The organism is Streptomyces marokkonensis, from assembly GCF_008312835.1.
Taxonomy (GTDB): Bacteria; Actinomycetota; Actinomycetes; order Streptomycetales; family Streptomycetaceae; genus Streptomyces; species Streptomyces marokkonensis_A.
The window spans coordinates 97,301-114,941 of sequence record NZ_VSKS01000006.1; the positions used below are offsets into that span (position 1 = coordinate 97,301).

17 protein-coding genes are annotated in these 17,641 nt (G+C 74.1%); 8 read left to right on the forward strand and 9 right to left on the reverse strand.

The window, feature by feature from the left end:
* Nucleotides 1-24 precede the first annotated feature (24 nt).
* Nucleotides 25-834, reverse strand: coding sequence for an SDR family oxidoreductase (locus F1615_RS12725; RefSeq protein WP_149549052.1), 810 nt, complete (start codon nucleotides 832-834; stop codon nucleotides 25-27).
* A gap of 124 nt (nucleotides 835-958) precedes the next feature.
* Here F1615_RS12725 and F1615_RS12730 point away from each other — a divergent pair, with 124 nt between their 5' ends.
* The 5 genes from F1615_RS12730 to F1615_RS12750 all read left to right on the forward strand — a co-directional run bounded on the left by F1615_RS12730 (nucleotide 959) and on the right by F1615_RS12750 (nucleotide 5,685).
* Nucleotides 959-1,999, forward strand: a complete 1,041-nt coding sequence (locus F1615_RS12730) for a PHP domain-containing protein (RefSeq protein ID WP_149549053.1) — start codon at nucleotides 959-961, stop codon at nucleotides 1,997-1,999.
* Nucleotides 2,000-2,041: 42 nt separating this feature from the next.
* A complete protein-coding gene (locus F1615_RS12735) occupies nucleotides 2,042-2,698 on the forward strand; it encodes an HAD family hydrolase (RefSeq protein WP_149549054.1) in 657 nt (218 codons plus the stop codon).
* A gap of 30 nt (nucleotides 2,699-2,728) precedes the next feature.
* Complete coding sequence (locus F1615_RS12740; protein WP_149549055.1) at nucleotides 2,729-3,943, forward strand: aromatic acid exporter family protein; 1,215 nt, start codon at nucleotides 2,729-2,731, stop codon at nucleotides 3,941-3,943.
* A gap of 360 nt (nucleotides 3,944-4,303) precedes the next feature.
* Entirely contained in the window at nucleotides 4,304-5,335 is a 1,032-nt protein-coding gene (locus F1615_RS12745) for an SDR family oxidoreductase (protein ID WP_149549056.1), read from the forward strand.
* A gap of 68 nt (nucleotides 5,336-5,403) precedes the next feature.
* Nucleotides 5,404-5,685 (forward strand): hypothetical protein, encoded by a 282-nt coding sequence (locus F1615_RS12750; protein ID WP_149549057.1) that lies wholly within the window; start codon nucleotides 5,404-5,406, stop codon nucleotides 5,683-5,685.
* Between the two features lie 13 nt (nucleotides 5,686-5,698).
* Here the strand turns inward: F1615_RS12750 and F1615_RS12755 are convergent, their stop codons facing one another.
* Nucleotides 5,699-6,988, reverse strand: coding sequence for an ROK family transcriptional regulator (locus F1615_RS12755; RefSeq protein WP_149549058.1), 1,290 nt, complete (start codon nucleotides 6,986-6,988; stop codon nucleotides 5,699-5,701).
* Between the two features lie 91 nt (nucleotides 6,989-7,079).
* Entirely contained in the window at nucleotides 7,080-8,060 is a 981-nt protein-coding gene (locus F1615_RS12760) for a phosphotransferase family protein (protein ID WP_149549255.1), read from the reverse strand.
* A gap of 181 nt (nucleotides 8,061-8,241) precedes the next feature.
* Here F1615_RS12760 and F1615_RS12765 point away from each other — a divergent pair, with 181 nt between their 5' ends.
* Nucleotides 8,242-8,730 (forward strand): FBP domain-containing protein, encoded by a 489-nt coding sequence (locus F1615_RS12765; RefSeq protein WP_149549059.1) that lies wholly within the window; start codon nucleotides 8,242-8,244, stop codon nucleotides 8,728-8,730.
* An 81-nt stretch (nucleotides 8,731-8,811) separates the two neighbouring features.
* Nucleotides 8,812-10,065: an FUSC family protein gene (locus tag F1615_RS12770; protein ID WP_149549060.1), complete on the forward strand. Its 1,254-nt coding sequence runs from the start codon at nucleotides 8,812-8,814 to the stop codon at nucleotides 10,063-10,065.
* A 213-nt stretch (nucleotides 10,066-10,278) separates the two neighbouring features.
* Here F1615_RS12770 and F1615_RS12775 read toward each other — a convergent pair whose 3' ends face one another.
* Together F1615_RS12775 and F1615_RS12780 are read right to left on the reverse strand one after the other, a co-directional pair.
* A complete protein-coding gene (locus F1615_RS12775; RefSeq protein WP_149549061.1) occupies nucleotides 10,279-11,007 on the reverse strand; it encodes a DUF2470 domain-containing protein in 729 nt (242 codons plus the stop codon).
* 87 nt (nucleotides 11,008-11,094) lie between these two features.
* Nucleotides 11,095-11,703 carry a TetR/AcrR family transcriptional regulator gene (locus F1615_RS12780; RefSeq protein ID WP_149549062.1) on the reverse strand — a complete coding sequence of 203 codons (609 nt, stop codon included), beginning with the start codon at nucleotides 11,701-11,703 and terminating at the stop codon, nucleotides 11,095-11,097.
* 109 nt (nucleotides 11,704-11,812) lie between these two features.
* Between F1615_RS12780 and F1615_RS12785 the strand changes: the two genes are divergently transcribed.
* On the forward strand, nucleotides 11,813-13,303 hold the full coding sequence (locus tag F1615_RS12785) for a cytochrome P450 (protein WP_149549063.1): 1,491 nt from the start codon (nucleotides 11,813-11,815) through the stop codon (nucleotides 13,301-13,303).
* Nucleotides 13,304-13,427: 124 nt separating this feature from the next.
* Here F1615_RS12785 and F1615_RS12790 read toward each other — a convergent pair whose 3' ends face one another.
* The 4 genes from F1615_RS12790 to F1615_RS12805 all read right to left on the reverse strand — a co-directional run bounded on the left by F1615_RS12790 (nucleotide 13,428) and on the right by F1615_RS12805 (nucleotide 17,552).
* Complete coding sequence (locus F1615_RS12790; protein ID WP_244328722.1) at nucleotides 13,428-14,330, reverse strand: sigma-70 family RNA polymerase sigma factor; 903 nt, start codon at nucleotides 14,328-14,330, stop codon at nucleotides 13,428-13,430.
* A 5-nt stretch (nucleotides 14,331-14,335) separates the two neighbouring features.
* Nucleotides 14,336-15,079, reverse strand: a complete 744-nt coding sequence (locus F1615_RS12795; protein WP_149549064.1) for a PIG-L deacetylase family protein — start codon at nucleotides 15,077-15,079, stop codon at nucleotides 14,336-14,338.
* A 43-nt stretch (nucleotides 15,080-15,122) separates the two neighbouring features.
* Nucleotides 15,123-16,424: an alpha/beta fold hydrolase gene (locus F1615_RS12800; RefSeq protein ID WP_149549065.1), complete on the reverse strand. Its 1,302-nt coding sequence runs from the start codon at nucleotides 16,422-16,424 to the stop codon at nucleotides 15,123-15,125.
* A 102-nt stretch (nucleotides 16,425-16,526) separates the two neighbouring features.
* Nucleotides 16,527-17,552, reverse strand: coding sequence for a LacI family DNA-binding transcriptional regulator (locus F1615_RS12805; protein ID WP_149549066.1), 1,026 nt, complete (start codon nucleotides 17,550-17,552; stop codon nucleotides 16,527-16,529).
* Between the last annotated feature and the right edge of the window lie 89 nt (nucleotides 17,553-17,641).

The window sequence follows — 17,641 nt, forward strand, 5'->3', positions numbered from 1 at the left end:
CGCGGCGTCCGGGCGCTGAGTCGTTCAGGGCCTGCGCCAGTCGTCGCCCGTCAGGTGCGACCCGGCCTGCGGACCCATACGGAGCATTCCGCCGTCCACGCTCCAGGAGGCACCGGTGACGTACGAGGCGTCGGGTCCGGCGAGGAAGGCGATGACCGCGGCGACCTCACGCGCGTCTCCCGGCCGTCCGAGAGGGATGCCCGGACGGCTCTCGGTGTGCGGGTCGATGTCCTCCTGACCGGTCATGGGAGTGGCGATCTCGCCCGGAGCGACCGCGTTGACGGTGATGCCGTGCTCGGCGAGTTCCAGCGCCATCACCTGGGTGAGCAGCCCGAGACCGCCCTTGGCGGCGCAGTACGGCGCGGCCCCCACCCGGGGCTGGTGCTCGTGCACGGACGTCACGTTGACGATGCGGCCCCCGTCGCCCTGCCGGATCATGTGCCGCGCCGCCTTCTGCCCGCACAGGAACGGGCCGACCAGATCCACGTCGAGCACTTCGCGCACCGTGGACAGGTCCAGGTCGAGGAAGGGCGTCATCGTGCCGGTACCGGCGTTGTTGACCAGCACGTCGACGCGGCCCAGCCGGCCGCACAGTTCGTCGACGGCGTCCGCCGCCCCGGGCAGCCGGGTGAGGTCCATGGGCGCGACCTCGGCCCGCCGCCCGTGCGCCCGGACCTCCTCGGCGGTCTCCTCCGCGCCCTCGCGGTCACTGTGCCAGGTGATGCCCACGTCCATGCCCGCGGCGGCCAGGCGTACGGCGGTGGCCCGGCCGATGCCGGAGTCGGCGCCGGTGATCACGGCGGCCCCGGTGCTCGGGGCGGTGGGGAGTGACATGGAGGCCTCCTGGTCGACAGAGGGGGTGCGCCGCATCGCAGTACCCCCGCCTGCACGGAACCAACCCCTGCTTCCGCCGTGCGGCCGTACGCGCCCTGGGGAACCCTGGAGCGAGGAGGTGGCGATGGACCCCGTCGAGGCGTTGGACAGGATCGCCTTTCTGCTGGAGCGGTCCCTGGCACCGACGTACCGCGTCCGTGCCTTCCGCACCGCGGCGCGGACGCTGTCGGAGCTCGGCGCGGACGGGGTGCGCGAGCGGGCGGCGGCGGGAACGCTCGAGGGGCTCAAGGGGGTCGGGCCGAAGACCGCTCAGGTGGCGCGGGAGGCGCTGGCCGGGGACGTCCCCGGCTATCTGCGCAGGCTGGAGGACGAGGCCGCCGGGGAGCCCGCCGACCGGGAGGGGCGGGAGCTGCGCGCGCTGCTGCGCGGGGACTGCCATCTGCACTCCGACTGGTCGGACGGCGGCAGCCCGATCGAGGAGATGGGCCGCACCGCCGCGGGGCTCGGGCACGAGTGGGCCGCCCTCACCGACCACTCGCCGCGGCTGACCGTGGCGCGCGGGCTGTCGGCCGACCGGCTGCGCGCGCAACTGGACGTGATCGCGGAGCTGAACGACACCTGGGCGCCGTTCCGGCTGCTGACCGGCATCGAGTGCGACATCCTCGAGGACGGCTCGCTCGACCAGGAGCCGGAGCTCCTCGAGCGGCTGGACGTCGTGGTGGTGTCCGTGCACTCCAAGCTGCGGATGGACGCCCGGTCGATGACCCGCCGCATGGTGGCCGCGGTGCGCGACCCGCGCTCCGACGTCCTCGGGCACTGCACCGGGCGACTGCTGACCGGGCGCGGCCGGCCGGAGTCGCGGTTCGACGCGGACGAGGTGTTCGCGGCGTGCGCGGAGACCGGCACCGCCCTGGAGATCAACAGCAGGCCCGAGCGGCTCGACCCGCCGCGCCGGCTGCTGCGCCGGGCGGTGGCGGCGGGTGTGCTCTTCTCGGTCGACACCGACGCGCACGCGCCGGGCCAGCTGGACTGGCAGATCCTCGGGTGCACCAGGGCGCAGGAGTGCGGGGTGCCGCCCGGGCGGGTGGTCACCACCTGGTGCCTGGACGAGCTGCTGGCGTGGACCCGGGAGCGGAAGGTGCCCTCCGGAGTGGCGGGCGGCTGAGGTGGTACCCGTACCGGCCCGCGAGGAAGGAAGGGACCGCACATGGAACGGGCGGCCGTGTTCGATGTCGACGGCACTCTGGTCGACACCAACCATCTGCACGTGACGGCCTGGTGGGAGGCCTTCCGGCAGGCGGGTCACCGGGTGCCGATGCACGCCGTCCACCGGGCGGTGGGCCTGCCCTCCTCCGCTCTGGTCGCGCATCTGCTGGGCGAGGACCGCGACACCGGCCGTGATGAGGAGCTGAGTGCCGCGCACAAGGCGCTGTACGGACAGTACTTCGACCGGCTGCCTGCGCTGCCGGACGCCGGCCGGCTGCTGAAGCGGCTGCACCGGGACGGCTGGACCGTGGTGCTGGCGACCTCGGCGGGCGGTGGAGAACTGAGCGCGCTGCGCCGGGCGCTCGACGCCGACGAGGCGATCGCCGCCACGGCGAGCGCCGACGACGTCGCGGAGGGCAAGCCCGCGGCCGAGCCCGTCGAGCACGCCCTCGAACTGGCCGGAGTGCCGGCCGAGCGGGCCGTTTTCGTCGGTGACACGGTGTGGGACATGCGGGCGGGCAGCCGCGCGGGGGTGCGCTGCGTGGGGGTGCTGTGCGGTGGCATCCCGCGCACCGACCTGGTGGAGGCGGGCGCGGACGCGGTCTACGACGACCCGGCCGGCCTCCTGGCGGCGCTGCCGGACAGCCCGCTGGCATGAGGTCCCGGTCCTGCGGGATACCCGCGGGGCATGGCACACGTGCGGGAACGGACAGGGCAGGGTGACGCCGCCGGGCAGACGGCCCCGGTGGCGCGGGTACGCAACGCCGTGCGGTGGGACGCGCGGTCCGTGGGGCGGGCGGCGCGGGCCGCGTGGCGGGGGCCCGGCCGGGAGCGGGATCTGCTCATCCAGTCGTTGAAGGCCGCCGCGGCGGCCGTTCTGGCGTGGCTGCTGGCGCAGGTCTGGCTCGGCGACCCCATGGCCCTGATGGCGCCGTGGGTGGCGCTCGTCCTGGTGCAGGCCACCGTGTACAGCTCGCTGCTCCAGGGGACACGGCAGTTCGCCGCGATCTGCGTGGGGGCCCTGGTGGCGTCGGGGGCGCAGGCGGTCACCGACGACACCACGGGTGCCCTCGCCCTGTCCCTGCCGGTGCTGATGCTGCTGTCGAACTGGCCGCGCTTCGGCGACCAGGGCATCTACGCCGCCACCACGGCGGTGTTCACCATCGCCACGGGAACGGTGAGCGCGGCCGCCGTGGGACACCGCCTGGGGCAGGCCGCGCTCGGCGCGGTCGTCGGCGTCGCCGTCAACGCGCTCGTCCTGCCCCCGATCCATCTGCGGGACGTACGGGAGAACCTGGCCGCCCTCGCCCGGGAGACGGGTGACGTGCTGCACACCGTGGCCCGGGACCTGCACGACGGAGAGTGGGACGGGGAGACGGCCGTCGGCTGGGTCGGGGCCTCCGCGCGGCTCCAGGACCGTCTGGAGGCGCTGCGCTCGGCGCGCGGCTGGAGCAGGGAGAGCCTGCGGCTGACCTCGGGGCCCCTGCGCGCCCTGCACCGGGTGCCGGCCGAGGCCCTGCCGCCGGAGGAGGAGGACGAGCGGTTCGGCCGCGTCACCGGGCACGTCACGGCGCTGACCCGCACGCTGGCGGTGGCCGCGGACGAGCGGCGGACGCCCGCCGCGCCGGACGCCGCGGTGCTGCGCCGATACGCGCGGTTGCTGGAGCTGATCGGTGACAGGTGCCGGGCGGAGGCCGACCGGCTCGTGGGCGGCGGCGCGCAGGCGAACACCCTCCTGGACGAGCGGACGGAGTCGGCGATGCGGGAGCTGCACGAGAGGCTGCAGGAAGGGCTGCGGGAGCAGGCGGGGCAGGGCCCGGCTCCGACGGCCGTCCTCGGTGCGCTGGTCCTCCAGGCGGAGAATCTCTGGGCCGATCTCGACGGGGGGAAGCCGGCCCGGTGACGCACCTCACGGCCGTGGGCGGCCGGACGCGGAACACCCGGGGGTGGTTGGCCGTTGAACCGATCGCGGGTGTGGACGGGACAGTGTCCCCGGGCCTCACCTTTCGCCCACAGGGACGATCGTTCGGCTGAAGCCCTGTGGAGCCTTTCGCCGAGAGGCGACCGCCGTCCCCGCCCGCCCTCTGTCCGCCCCGACCGTGATTCCCCCGTCGCGGTCGGGGCTTTTCCTTGCACCCGTCCCCGCGCGGCCCGAGCCGCCGGTCCGCCTCACGCGCGTGCACGGCCTTCCCTGACGCGTGCACGCCTTGCCCTGAGGGGTACTCGGCCGCTCCGCGGAGCGTACGGCGAAGAGGAGCCGAAGGTGAGCAGTGCAACGGGCATGAGGGTCGTCGTCACGGGCGCCACCGGCAACGTCGGGACCAGCCTGGTGCGGGTCCTCTCTCAGGAGCCGGAAGTCGGGTCCGTACGGGGCCTGGCCCGGCGGATCCCCGCGTGGTCGCCGCCGAAGACCGAGTGGTCGGCGGTGGACGTGGCCTCGGACCGGTTCGACCTGGCCGAGGAGTTCGCCGGCGCCGACGCGGTGGTCCATCTCGCCTGGGCGTTCCAGCCCACGCACGATCCGGCGACCACCTGGCGCACCAATGTGCTCGGCAGCATGCGGGTGTTCGACGCGGCGGCCGAGGCGGGGGTGCCCGCGCTGGTGCACGCCTCGTCGGTCGGGGCGTACTCGCCGGGGCCGAAGGACCACGCGGTGGACGAGTCGTGGCCGACGCACGGCTGGCCTGACGCCGCGTACTGCCGGGAGAAGGCGTACCTGGAGCGGGCCCTGGACACGTTCGAGCGGGATCACCCGGACACACGGGTGGTACGGATGCGGCCCGCGTTCCTCTTCAAGCGGGAGTCGGGGAGCGAGCAGCGCCGCATCTTCGGCGGGCGCTTGCTGCCGGGGCCGCTGGTGCGGCCCGAGCTGCTGCCCTTCCTCCCGGACGTCCCGGGACTGCGGGTGCAGGCGCTGCACACCGACGACGCGGCCCACGCCTACCGGCTGGCCGTGCTCTCCGCCGAGGCCCGGGGCGCCTTCAACCTCGCCGCCGAGCCGCCGGTCGACGCGGACCTGCTCGGGGAGATGCTGGGGACCCGCCGGGTACGGCTGCCGCGCACCGCGGCCCGCTCGGCGGTCGCCGCCGCCTGGGGTCTGCGGCTGCTGCCGGCCTCGCCGCATCTGTTCGACGCCGTGCTGCGGCTGCCCCTGATGGACTGCACGCGGGCGCGCGTGGAACTCGGCTGGCGGCCGGTGCGCACCGCCACGCAGGTGCTGGAGGAGTTCCTGCTGGGCATGCAGCAGGGCGCGGGGGAGGAGACGGAACCGATGCGGGGCCGCAAGGTGGGGTGACCCCGGGTTTCGCGGGCCCGCGCGGAGGTACCCGCGAGGGCTCGCGCACGGATGAAGGGAGAGGGCTTGTGACCGACCATCGCCTCGAAGGACCCGGTGAGAACGGCGCCGGTGTCCCCCGCGACCTGCCCGACCAGCAGGCCGGCCCCGGTGAGGACCCCTGGGAGGTGGCGCCCGCCGCCGCGGAACGGGAGAGCGAGAAGAAGGCCGACGAAGCGGAGGGTCCTCAGTCCGGTGGGTCGGAGTCCGACGTCCCGGACCCGGACGAGGCCGGCACGGGCCGGCAGGGCGCCCCGCACTCGGCGTCCGGCAACCCGGAACAACCCGTCCCCGACGAGCCCTCCGCCTGACCCGGCGGGCGGGTCAGCGCGGGGCGCGGTCGCGGAGCGCGGTGCGCCAGGCGGGCGGCGGGGATTCGGGGTCAGGGTCGGGGCGGCGGCCGCCGCGGGCGAAGAAGTCGGCGAGCGGCAGGATCGCGGCGCCGACCGTGACCGCGTCGGGGCCGAGACGGCCCAGTTCGATCGTCACCTTCTCGGCCGGGTGGCGCAGCGCGTACGACAAGGCGTGCTTGCGCACGGCCGGAAGGAAGCGGGAGCCGAGCTGGAGGCCGGCCCAGCCGCCCATCAGGATGCGCTCCGGCTGGAAGAGGTTGATCAGGTCCGACAGGCCCGCGCCCAGATACTCGGCGGTCTCCTCCAGCACGGCGAGCGCGACCGGGTCGGGCGCGGTGCCGTCGGCCGGGTAGGCGGCGGCGAGCATGGCCGTCAGTGCCGTCTCCTCGTCCGTGCCCTGCGGCACCCGGCCGCCCTCCTCGTGCCACCGGGCGAGCAGCGACTCGGCGCCCGCGTACGCCTCCAGACAGCCCAGCGCACCGCAGCGGCAGCGGCGGCCCCGGACCCGTACGGTCAGATGCCCCCACTCCACCGCCCGGCCGTGTTCCGCCTCGGGGGTGACCAGGCAGGCGCCGACACCGGAGCCGAAGAGGACCACGAGGGCGTTGCGGGCGCCGCGTCCGGCGCCGAACCACATCTCGGCCTGGCCGAGGGTCTTGGCGCCGTTGTCGATGAGGTACGGCACGGTCCCGGGCAGCGGGGAGCCGGAGCGGAGCAGGGACTCGAGGGGGATCGCGTCCCAGCCGATGGTCTGCCCGTGCACGACGGCACCCCGGTCGGGGGTGCGCTCGACGATGCCGGGGACGCCCGTGCCCACGCCGAGGAGCCGTTCGGGAGCGAGGCCGGTGGCGGCGAGCACCTCGTCGATGCCGGAGCGGATGTGGTCGACGATGACCTCGACGTCGTAGCGCTGCTGCTCCAGCGGGCGCTCCGCGCGGGCGAGCTCGGTGAGGGTCAGGTCGAACAGTTCGACGCGGACCCGGGTCTCCCCCACGTCGACGCCGATCATGTGGCCGCTGGCCGGTGCGACCCGCAGCAGGGTGCGCGGACGGCCGCCGTCGGAGTCGACGCTGCCGGCTTCCTCCACTAGGCCGTCGGCGACCAGGTCGGCGACGACGTTGCTCACGGATCCGGAGCTGAGGCCCGTCGCGGGGCCGAGCTCGAAGCGGCTCAGCGGGCCGTCGAAGTACAGCCGTTGCAGCACGGCCGAGCGGTTGGCCCGCCTGAGGTCGCGTACCGTGCGCCCGTTCCGCCCCGCCATGTGGCTCCTTCCGAGACCCTGCCCGACCTGCAACATACCGCCGGGGAGCGACTCGGCGCGACTTTCCCGCCCCCTTATTTAATGTGGTGAACTAACAGAGCTCCTCGATGTCGCCCAGCGCGGCCGTCAGTTCGGGGGCGACCGTGTCCATCACCCAGCGCACGTGGTCCTCCCCGGCCGCCCGCGGAATCGTCTCCGTGATCATGATCAGATAGAGGTACGCGCGGTAGAGGGCGAGGCGCACGCGGGCCGCCGCGTCGAACGCGACGTGTCCCCCGGCCTCCCGGTAACCGGCGAGGAACGCCTCGTCCTCCCGGATGTCGCCGAGCAGCGCCAGGGAGACGAAGTCGGCGAGCGGGTCGCCCCAGAACATGCGCTCCCCGTCGATGAGGCCGCCGATCCGGGCCTGTCCCGCCGCCGGGCGCTCCACCAGGATGTTGCCCGGCCACAGATCGAAGTGGACGAGCACCGGCACGGTGACCTCGTCCAGCGCTGCGGCCGCGCCGCGGATCACCGCCGCCACCTCGTCGGCCGGGCGGGGCAGCGGGGCGCCGTGGTCACGGGCGTCGGCGAGCACGGCGTCGGTCATCGCGGTGAACGCGGTGGGCCAGTCGGGGGCGAGCGGTCCGAGGGCGCCGGACGGATAGCCGTGGCCCGGCCCGGTCACCCGGTGCAGCCGGGCCACCTGGCGGCCGAGTTCACGGCGCAGTTCCGCCCGTTCCGCACCGGCCGGCGCCACTTCCGTCCAGGGCGAACCCGGGCAGGCGGTCATCAGCAGGTGCGGCGGCAAGGCGTCCTCGCCGACGGACACGGCGTGCGGCGCGGGCACGCCGGCCTCGGCGGCTCCGGCGCAGAACGCGGCCTCGGCGACGAGCAGGCGCCTCTCGTACCGGAGGCCCGGGGCGGCGGGCGCGGGCGGGATCTTCAGCACGTAGCGGCTGCCGTCGGTGAGGAGGAGTTCCTCGACGGTGTTGTACGTGCCCCCGGTGAGCGTCCGCACGCGGGCCAGTGCGTCGGGCGGCAGGCCCGCTCCCGCGAGCACCCGGCGGCCCCGCTCCCAGGCGTCCCCCATCGTGTCCACCCCTCCCCCTCGGCGTCTGCGGTACAGCGTACGGACCCGGCGGGGCCAGGTTCGCCGGGAAATTCGCTGGCCCCCGGATCGCCCGTTCCCTACCCTGGGCCGGAAACCTAGACCCCCTAGGTTTCGAAACGGCATGCATGGAACGCACGCAGAACACGCCAGGAGACGACCCATGAGAGCGCTCACCGAGCAGGACATCCGTACGTCGTTCATCAACTGCTCCAAGGGTGAGGCCAAGCGGCTGGCCGTGCCCCGGGACCTGGACGAACGCCCGTGGGACGACCTCGACTTCCTGGGCTGGCGGGATCCGGGCGCACCCGACCGCAGCTATCTCGTCACCGAGCGCCAGGACCGTCTCGTCGGGGTGGCCATGCGGTTCCAGCCCGCTCGGCGCGGGTTCCTGCACCGCAGCATGTGCTCCCTGTGCCTGACGACCCATCCGCGCGGCGGTGTCTCGCTGATGACCGCGCGCAAGGCGGGCACGGCCGGCCGCGAGGGCAATTCGGTCGGCGCCTACATGTGCACCGACCTCGCCTGTTCGCTCTACCTGCGCGGCATCAAGCTCCCGGAGACGGGGGCCCGCTTCGAGGAGAGCCTCACCCTGGAGCAGCAGATCGACCGCACGCGGGGCCATCTGTTCGCCTTCCTCGACAAGCTGTAGCCCCGCCCGCTTGTTCGGCCGGGTGACTGCCGTCACTCCTGATCACGTTCGACGCGTCCGGGGAGGGGGAACCGTCCGAGGATGCAAGTGGTACGTGAGATGACCGCGCCGGCCGTTCGCTTCGTCAAACGGCGCCGGGACCCGGTGACCGTGCAGACGGTGCGTTCGGCGGCCGCCGCTACGGTCGCCTACGTCATCGCGCTGCGGCTGAGTCCGGAGGCCGCCCCGCTCACCGCGCCGCTGACCGCCCTCCTCGTCGTCCAGGTCACCCTGTACTCGACGCTGACCACGGGGATGCGCCGGGTGAACTCCGTGGTGACCGGGGTCGTCGTGGCGATCCTCTTCAGTCTGCTGGTGGGGCTGACCTGGTGGAGCCTGGGCCTGCTCATCCTGTCGTCGCTGGTCATCGGCCATCTGGTACGGGTGGACGAGTTCGTCCCCGAGGTGGCGATCAGCGCGATGCTGGTGCTGGGGGTGACCACCCACGGGGACACCGCCTGGGCCCGGATCGTGGAAACACTGATCGGAGCGGTCGTCGGGATGGGCTTCAACCTGCTGCTGGCCCCGCCGGTGTGGGTGGAGGAGGCCGGCGAGTCGATCGAGGAGCTGGCCCGGCGCGTGCGGCAGCTCATGCTGCGGATCGGTGAGGAGGCCGCGGGGCGCCCTCCCCCGGCGCGCGCGGCGGCCCGGCTGCACGAGGCCCGCCGCCTGGACCACGACATCTCCGAGGTGGACGCCGACCTCAGGCAGGCGGAGGACAGCCTGCGGCTCAATCCGCGGGTGCGTGAGGGCCTGCTGCACCGGATCGTGCTGCGCACGGGCCTGGACACGCTGGAGATCTGTACCGTGGTCCTGCGGGTGCTGGCCCGCACGCTGACCGACCTGACGAAGCAACGCGAGCCCGAGCGGCTGTTCGCACCCGGGACGGGAGCCGTCTTCGAGCAGTTGCTGTCCGAGATCGCGGACGCCGTGGTCAGTTTCGCGGTCCTGGTGACCACGAGCGTCAGCGCGGACGCCGAGTCGGCGGAGGAGCGGCTCGCCTCCCAGCTGCGGCAGGCGTCGGCCACCCGAGACAAGCTGGCCCGGCTGCTCTTCGAGGAGGCCCGGCGCGACGCGAGCCAGTGGCAGTTGCTGGGGGCCGTGCTGACCGAGGTCAACCGCATGCTCGACGAGATGGACACCGAGCACCGCACACGCCGGCTGTTCGAGGAACTGGACCGGCACTCGCAGGAACAGCGCGAGCGGCTGCCCCGGCTCACCCGGGTGAGGGAACGGCTGGCCGTGCCGGAGCGGCTCCGGTGGAACCGCGGTGGTGCCTCCCGTCGTTCCCGGTGACGTACCCGGCCTCGCGCACACGCCGAGGGCCCGGCCGCGGCCGGGCCGCTCCAGGAGGTGACGCCGGTCGGCGAGCGGCTCGACGACGGCCACGAGCCCTGGCGGGCTCCCTCGTCCCCTCGGGTGAGACCGCTCGGCGGCGCTCCGGTTCAGGACGGTGACCGGTGAGCCGGCCGCGTGCCGCGCGACGGGTGGTGGACGCCGGGGCCGGCCTCACCGGCCGCCGTCCGTGGGCCGGCGCGGCGACGCACGGGGACAGGAGGCGGCACTGGCCTGGGACAGCAGTGCGTGCATGCGTTCGGTGAGTTCGGCGACGTCGTCGGCGGGCGCGTGGAACGGCAGCCGTACGTCGCCGCACGCGCGGACGCGTTCGATGCGCAGGGTCAGCCCGTGCCGGTCGACGGCGAGCGGCTGGACGCGGACCGCGCCGTGCAGGCCCGCGTGGTCGACCAGGCGGGTCAGCCGTTCGACGGCGTCGGCATGGCAGTCGGCGAGGTGGGTGAGCAGCCGCGCTTCGGCGGCGGCGAGCGGGTCGGGTGCCGCGGTGGCGAAGTCGTCGAGGCCGACGACCACCGCGCCGGACGGCTGCCGGAGAACCACCCGGGTGGGCCGGAAGGCGAGCCGGCCGTCCTCGACGGAGAACCAGCCGGCCAGCCACAGCCGGGCACGGATCCGGTTGCGTACGGGGACGGGGGCGACGTCGGCGAACTCCAGCACGGCGGACGGCTCCCCGCGGGGCGCGCAGACCGCGGCGGCGAGCAGGACGCTGTCCTCGGGGACGTCCAGCAGGACCCGGCCGTCGTCGGTCACCGTGTGCGCGCCCACGAACTCCTCCCGGGTGCCCTCCGCGGTCACCGCGCAGGACCAGGCCGCGGCGAGCACCGAGCGGGCCCGCTCCGCCGCACCGGGCGCGGCCGTCCAGCCGTGCGTGTCGACACCCATCCCAACCTCCTCTTAGGTAAGCCTTGCCTAACTTATCGGAGATCGGGGTGCGCGCCAACCAGGCGGCGTGATCTTCACGGGATCCTCTCAGCGCGCGAGCACGCCGAGCAGGGCGCGTGCGCACAGGTCGCGCACCTGCTCGCGCCCCGGCTCCGAGCCGCGCAGCCACTCCAGACAGACCGCGGTGGTGAAGGCCAGCCAGCCGCGCACCGCGAGCCGGGTGTCCGCCCGCGCCTCGAGCACCGGGCCGAACTCGGGGTCCGCCGCGAGCGCGTCCAGGATCTGCTGCTCCTGCGCGGCCAGCGCCCGCTGGTAGACGCGGCGCACCGCCTGGTCCCCCGCCGCGTCGGCGCGGTGGAAGGCGCGGTATCCGTGCGCGTGGGCCTCGACGTACTCCAGGTACGCGTCGAGGCCCGCGGTGAGCTGTTCGCGCACCGGGACACCGGGGACCGCCGCCGTCATCCGGAGCATCCGCTCGCTCTCGCGCTCCACCACCGCCGCGAAGAAGTCCCGCTTGGCCGGGAAGTAGTGGTAGAGCAGTCCCCGCGAGACCCCGGCGATCTCGGCGACCTGCTCGATCCACACGTCGTCGTAGGGGCTCTCGGAGAACAGCCGCGCCCCGACCGCCAGAAGCTGCTCCCTGCGCTCCTCGGTGCTGAGCCGGCGGCGCGTGCGCCCGCCCTGGTTGACGGCCATTCCCGCACTGTACTTGACGCCCGTTCAACAACCGGACCAGACTGAGGCGCGTTATTGAACTCGCGTACAACACGTCGCACTCGCGCGCCGGGTCGAAGGAGATCGCGTCATGGCGGAGACGACGGCACGGACCGGACTGCCCAAGGGTTTCCGCAGCGCGGAGCAGGGCTGGCCCGCACTGCACCGCATTCCGCACCCGCCGTACCGCCTGCCGCTGGCCGGCGACGTGGTCGGGGCGAGCAGGCGCACGCCGCTGCAGGACTCGCTGAAGTACGCCCGCCGGCTGGGGCCGATCTTCCGGCGGAACGCCTTCGGCAAGGAGTTCGTGTTCACGTGGGGCGCGGGGCTGGTGGCCGACCTGGCCGACGAGTCGCGGTTCGCCAAGCACGTCGGGCTGGGTGTCGCCAATCTGCGGCCGGTGGCCGGCGACGGTCTGTTCACCGCGTACAACCACGAGCCCAACTGGCAGTTGGCACACGATGTGCTGGCCCCCGGGTTCAGCCGTGAGGCCATGGCCGGCTACCACCCGATGATGCTGGCCGTGGCGGAGCGGCTGACGGAGCACTGGGACCGCGCGGCGGCCGGAGGCCGGGCGGTGGACGTGCCCGGGGACATGACCAGGCTGACGCTGGAGACGATCGCGCGGACCGGGTTCGGGCACGACTTCGAGTCCTTCGAGCGGGCCCGGCCGCACCCGTTCGTCACGTCGATGGTCGGCACCCTGACCTACGCCCAGCGCCTCAACAGCGTGCCCGCGCCGCTGGCCCCGCTGCTGCTGCGCCGCGCGAGCCGGCGCAACGCGGCCGACATCGACCGGCTCAACCGCATCGTCGACGAGGTGGTGCGGGTCCGGCGCGCGGACGGCGGTGGGGACGGGGACCTGCTGGACCGGATGCTGGAGACGGCGCATCCGGAGACCGGGGAGCGGTTGTCGGCGGAGAACGTCCGCCGGCAGGTCATCACCTTCCTGGTCGCCGGTCACGAGACCACCTCGGGTGCGCTGTCGTTCGCCCTGCACTACCTGTCCCGTGAGCCCGAGGTCGCGGCGCGGGCCCGCGCGGAGGTGGACCGTGTCTGGGGCGACACGGCGGCGCCCGGCTACGAGCAGGTCGCCAGGCTGCGGTACGTGCGCCGGGTGCTGGACGAGTCACTGCGGCTGTGGCCGACGGCGCCGGCCTTCGCCCGGGAGGCGCGTGCGGACACGGTGCTGGCCGGGGAGCATCCGATGCGGCGCGGCGCGTGGACGCTGGTGCTGACCCCGATGCTGCACCGGGACCCCGAGGTGTGGGGCGCGGACGCCGAGCGGTTCGATCCGGACCGCTTCGACGCGGGGGCGGTGCGGTCTCGGCCTCCGCACACGTTCAAGCCGTTCGGGACGGGGGCGCGGGCGTGCATCGGGCGGCAGTTCGCGCTGCACGAGGCGACGCTGGTGCTGGGGTTGCTGCTGCGGCGGTACGAGCTGCGGGCCGATCCGGGGTACCGGTTGCGCGTGACCGAGCGGCTGACCTTGATGCCGGAGGGGTTGCGGCTGCGGCCGGAGCGTCGGGGCGCGGGGCATTCGTGTACGCCGGCTGTACAGGCGGGGCCCCAGTCCTGCTGAGGCGCGTCGGCGCGGGGCGGGGGTGGGTTGCGCGGCCCGGTGCTCGGGGTGCAGTCGCGCCCGCCCGTGCCGCCCTGGGGGCGGCGGACGGCTGGTCGCGGACGACGGGGGTGGGCGGCGGGGGTCAGTTCTCGTCGGCCGGTGCCTCCAGGTGTGCGAGGCGGGCCGGGTCGGCCAGGATGTACATGCCGGTGATGCGGTGGCCGGTGATGGTGACGGACATGACCGACCGGACGCGGCCGTCCACCACGCTGAGCAGGCCCAGGGCGTCGTTGACCAGGACCATGCGGGACGCCGCGGTGTAGCGGGCGAACATCATCGCCGACTCGGCCACCGGCTTCGCGCCACGGAGCGTCTTGGAGCCGGCCACGCCGCGGACCAGCGCGCCCGCGTCGGCCCGCAGCACCACGTCCGGGTGGAGGACGGCGACCAGCGCCTCGAAGTCACCGCCGCGCGCGGCGGCCATGAAGGCGTCGAGGACCTGCTTCTGCCGGCCGAGGTCGGGCTCGGACGGAGGGGTGGTGTCGCGCACGCGGCGACGGGCCCGGCTGGCGAGCTGCCGGGTCGCGGCCGCGCCGCGCTCCACGACCGGGGCGATGTCGTCGAACGGCACGGCGAACATGTCGTGCAGGACGAACGCCAGCCGCTCGTCGGGCTCCAGCGTCTCCAGGACGACCAGCAGCGCCACGCCCACCGAGTCGGCGCGCAGCGCCTCCTGCTCCGGGTCCACCTGGGAGACGGACCGGATCACCGGGTCCGGGACGAACGTCTCGTCCATCGGCTGCTCGCGGCGCGCGGTGCGCGAACGCAGCATGTCCAGGCAGATCCGGCCGGTCACGGTGGTCAGCCAGCCGCCGAGGTTGTCGATGCCTGCGGTGTCCGTGCGGCCCAGTCTCAGCCAGGCCTCCTGGACCGCGTCCTCCGCTTCGGCCAGTGAACCGAGCATGCGGTAGGCGACCGCCTCGAGGTGGCCTCGGTGCTCCTCGAAGCTCCGCGCCAGCCGTTCCTCGTCGTCCACCGGGGTCACCGGGGTCACCGGGGGAACAGCTCGAAGGCGACCGCGGGACGGTTCCCGAACCGCTTCCCCGCCTCCTCGGCGAACCCCGTCAGCAGTCCGCGGGCGTACGTCTGAGGATCCTCGTCGGTCAGGGCCTCGATGTACGTGCGGTGTTCCAGCAGGGAGCGCACCGCCCGCTCCAGTCCGTCGGTGGCGTCCACCGCGTGCGTGGGGTTGCCGGAGCCGGCGACCGCCACCCAGCGGACGCCGTTCCAGGGTTCGAGGCCCTGCTCGGTCAGCTCCGGGAAGATCCAGCGGTTGCCGGCGTCACCCGCGGCGTCCAGCGTCGCGCGCCCGACGGCCACGTGGTCCGGGGTGTTCCAGAAGGTGCCGCCCCAGGTGTCCCGGTGGTTCAGGGTGATCACCAGCTCGGGCCGGTGCCGGCGGATGGCGGCGGCGATGTCCCGGCGCAGTGCCGGACCGTACTCGATGACGCCGTCCGCGTGGTCGAGGAAGCCGACGTCCGAGACCCCGACCACCGCCGCGCTCGCCCGCTGCTCCCGCTCCCTGAGCGGGCCGCACTTCGCCGGCTCCAGGGTGTCGATCCCCGCCTCGCCGCGGGTCGCCAGGACGTAGGAGACCTCGCGGCCGGCGTCGGTCCAGGACGCGATCGCCGCCGCGCAGCCGTACTCGAGGTCGTCCGGGTGGGCGACCACGGCCAGGGCGCGCTGCCAGTCGTCGGGCATGGGCGGGAGTTGACTGATCGTCGGCTCGGTCATGCCCGCAGACTAACCCGCGGCACCGACAGCGCATCGGCGCGCGTCAGGCCTCGTCGCGCGCCAGGGCGAGCAGCCGGTCCAGGACGCGCGGGCCGCCGGCCCGGACGCCGTCGTGCTCGAACTCGTCGGTGACCCAGGTGCGCAGGCCGCGGATCGCACGGGCGGTCTCGAGGGAGTGGGGCGTGTGGACGTACATGTCGTCGTGGTAGACGGCGGCCGCGACCGGGACCTCGTTGACGGCGAGGCGCGCCGGGTCGTACAGCGGTGTCCAGTCGGTGCGCGCGGCGAGCAGTTCGGCGGTCTCGCGCAGCGGGCGCAGCGCCGGGTCGCAGTCGAACATCCAGGGGTGAATGGTCTCCCCGGTGAACAGCAGCGGCTCGTCACCGGCGAGCGTCTTGGCCGCGTCGAACCGGGGGAACTCGGCCCGCACGCGTTCGGCGGACCAGGCGGTGGGCCGGGCGTCCTGGCCGTAGATCGCCTCGTGGACGAGCGCGTACAGCGGGTGGCCGGCGAACGACAGCAGTCCCTGCGCCTGCTCCTGGAAGGCGTCGGAGAGCGCGGGGCCGCCCGGGGTGGGGACGAAGGCGTCCTCCAGGAGGTGGTGCAGCCGGTGGCTGCCCTCGCCGCTGCCGAGCATCATGCCGAGGGACTGGAACGCCTCGACGGTGAACCGGTAGCCGTTCGGGAGGACCACCTCGTGGGTGAGGAGGTGGTCGGCGATGCGGCGGGCGCGCTCGACGTCCTGCGGGTAGCGGGCGTAGTGGGCGGTGACCTTGTGTTCGATGCGCGGGTAGGCGGCCCGGTAGACGTCGTCGGCATGCGCGTCGAGGGAGGGCAGGCCGCCGGTGACGAGCGCGGTGTGCAGCCCCTCGGGGGCCATGGACAGGTAGGCGACGGTGCAGAAGCCGCCGAAGCTCTGGCCGAGCACGGTCCAGGGGGCTCCGCCGGTCACCCGGGGGCGGACGGCCTCGCAGTCGCGCACGATGGAGTCGGCGCGGAAGAGGGTGAGGTAGTCGGCCTGCGCGGCGGCGCCGCCGCGCAGCGGGAGCGTCTGCCGGCTGGCGGGGGTGGAGTGCCCGGTGCCGCGCTGGTCGAGGAGCAGGACGCGGTACTCCTCGAGGGCACGGCCGAGCCACGCCTGCTTCCCGATGAAACGGTTCGCCCCGAAGCCCGGGCCGCCCTGGAGGTACAGCAGCCAGGGCAGGTCCTCGTCCGCCTTGTCGCGGGCCACGACCTCGCGCGCGTACAGCTCGATCGTCTCCCCGGAGGGGTCGTCGTGATCGAGGGGCACGGTGAAACGGCGGTCGGTCAGGACGACGCCGGGCTGGCGGTAACTGACGGTCAACGGGACTCCCGGAACGAACGGATTGTCGGAGCGTGACCCAGTTCAGCACATGATCGTGCGGTCAACGAGCCCGGGATCATGAAATCTTCCCTGAACGCCCGGTCAGCGGGCCGAGAGGCTGGAGCGCCGGACCACCAGTTCCGGCCGGAGGACGACCCGGCGGTGTTCGTGGGGCTTGTCGGCACTGCCGCTCTCGGTCTCCTCCAGCAGCAGCTCGGCGGCCAGGGCGCCCATGGTGACGGCGGGCTGGCGCACGGAGGTGAGCGGGACGGCCGCCGCCGCGGCGAACTCGATGTCGTCGTAGCCGACGATCGCCAGGTCGTCGGGGACGCCGACCCCGGCCGCGTACATGGCCTGCAGGACGCCGAGGGCGAGCAGGTCGTTGGCGCAGAACACGGCGGTGGGGCGTTCGGCGAGTCCGAGCAGGCGGGCGCCCGCGTCCCGTCCGGCGGCCACGTCGAGCCGTTCGGTGGGCAGCTCCCGCAGGCGGTCGGGGCCGAGTCCGGCCTCGGCGAGGGCGTTCAGGGCGCCGGTGCGGCGGTCCCGGACCTGGTTCAGTCCCGGCGGGCCGCTGACGTACGCGATGGAGCGGTGCCCGGCGTCCACGAGGTGCCGCACGGCCAGCGCGCCGCCGGCCACGTCGTCCACGGAGACGGAGCACTCGGTGGTGCCCTCGGCGACCCGGTCGACCAGCACGAAGGGGATGCCGTGCCGGCGGAACGCCTCGATGTTGCGGCCGGTGGCGTCCGCGGGGGTGAGCAGCACGCCCCTCACGCGCTGCTCGGCGAAGAGGGACAGGTACTCGGCCTCCTCGCCCGGGTCCTGGGCGCTGTTGCAGACCATCACGCCAAGCCCGGCCTCGCGCGCGGCGCGCTCGGCGCCGCGCGCGACGTCGACGAAGAAGGGGTTGCCCATGTCGAGGACGAGCAGGCCCATGATGCGGCTGCGGCCGGCGCGCAGCTGCCGGGCGGACTCGCTGCGGACGTAGCCGAGCCGGTCTATGGCGGACATCACCCGGGCCCGTGTCTCGGCGGCGACCGTGTCCGGGCGGTTGATCACGTTGGAGACCGTGCCGACGGAGACTCCGGCGACGCGGGCTACGTCCTTGATACCCACCGACTGGGCCATCGGGCAGGGACCTCCAGGGAGACGGGGGGCGGCGCGGCGGGCCATCACACTACCCGCACGGCCGCCCCGTACCGGTCACGGTCGGGCGG

What these genes read in the sequence shown, in the direction of transcription:
- F1615_RS12725 (WP_149549052.1), bottom strand. Translation starts at nt 834, where the DNA reads ATGTCACTCCCCACCGCCCCGAGCACCGGGGCCGCCGTGATCACCGGC.
- F1615_RS12730 (WP_149549053.1), top strand. Translation starts at nt 959, where the DNA reads ATGGACCCCGTCGAGGCGTTGGACAGGATCGCCTTTCTGCTGGAGCGG.
- F1615_RS12735 (WP_149549054.1), top strand. Translation starts at nt 2,042, where the DNA reads ATGGAACGGGCGGCCGTGTTCGATGTCGACGGCACTCTGGTCGACACC.
- F1615_RS12740 (WP_149549055.1), top strand. Translation starts at nt 2,729, where the DNA reads ATGGCACACGTGCGGGAACGGACAGGGCAGGGTGACGCCGCCGGGCAG.
- F1615_RS12755 (WP_149549058.1), bottom strand. Translation starts at nt 6,988, where the DNA reads ATGGCGGGGCGGAACGGGCGCACGGTACGCGACCTCAGGCGGGCCAAC.
- F1615_RS12760 (WP_149549255.1), bottom strand. Translation starts at nt 8,060, where the DNA reads ATGGGGGACGCCTGGGAGCGGGGCCGCCGGGTGCTCGCGGGAGCGGGC.
- F1615_RS12765 (WP_149549059.1), top strand. Translation starts at nt 8,242, where the DNA reads ATGAGAGCGCTCACCGAGCAGGACATCCGTACGTCGTTCATCAACTGC.
- F1615_RS12770 (WP_149549060.1), top strand. Translation starts at nt 8,812, where the DNA reads ATGCAAGTGGTACGTGAGATGACCGCGCCGGCCGTTCGCTTCGTCAAA.
- F1615_RS12775 (WP_149549061.1), bottom strand. Translation starts at nt 11,007, where the DNA reads ATGGGTGTCGACACGCACGGCTGGACGGCCGCGCCCGGTGCGGCGGAG.
- F1615_RS12780 (WP_149549062.1), bottom strand. Translation starts at nt 11,703, where the DNA reads ATGGCCGTCAACCAGGGCGGGCGCACGCGCCGCCGGCTCAGCACCGAG.
- F1615_RS12785 (WP_149549063.1), top strand. Translation starts at nt 11,813, where the DNA reads ATGGCGGAGACGACGGCACGGACCGGACTGCCCAAGGGTTTCCGCAGC.
- F1615_RS12795 (WP_149549064.1), bottom strand. Translation starts at nt 15,079, where the DNA reads ATGACCGAGCCGACGATCAGTCAACTCCCGCCCATGCCCGACGACTGG.
- F1615_RS12805 (WP_149549066.1), bottom strand. Translation starts at nt 17,552, where the DNA reads ATGGCCCAGTCGGTGGGTATCAAGGACGTAGCCCGCGTCGCCGGAGTC.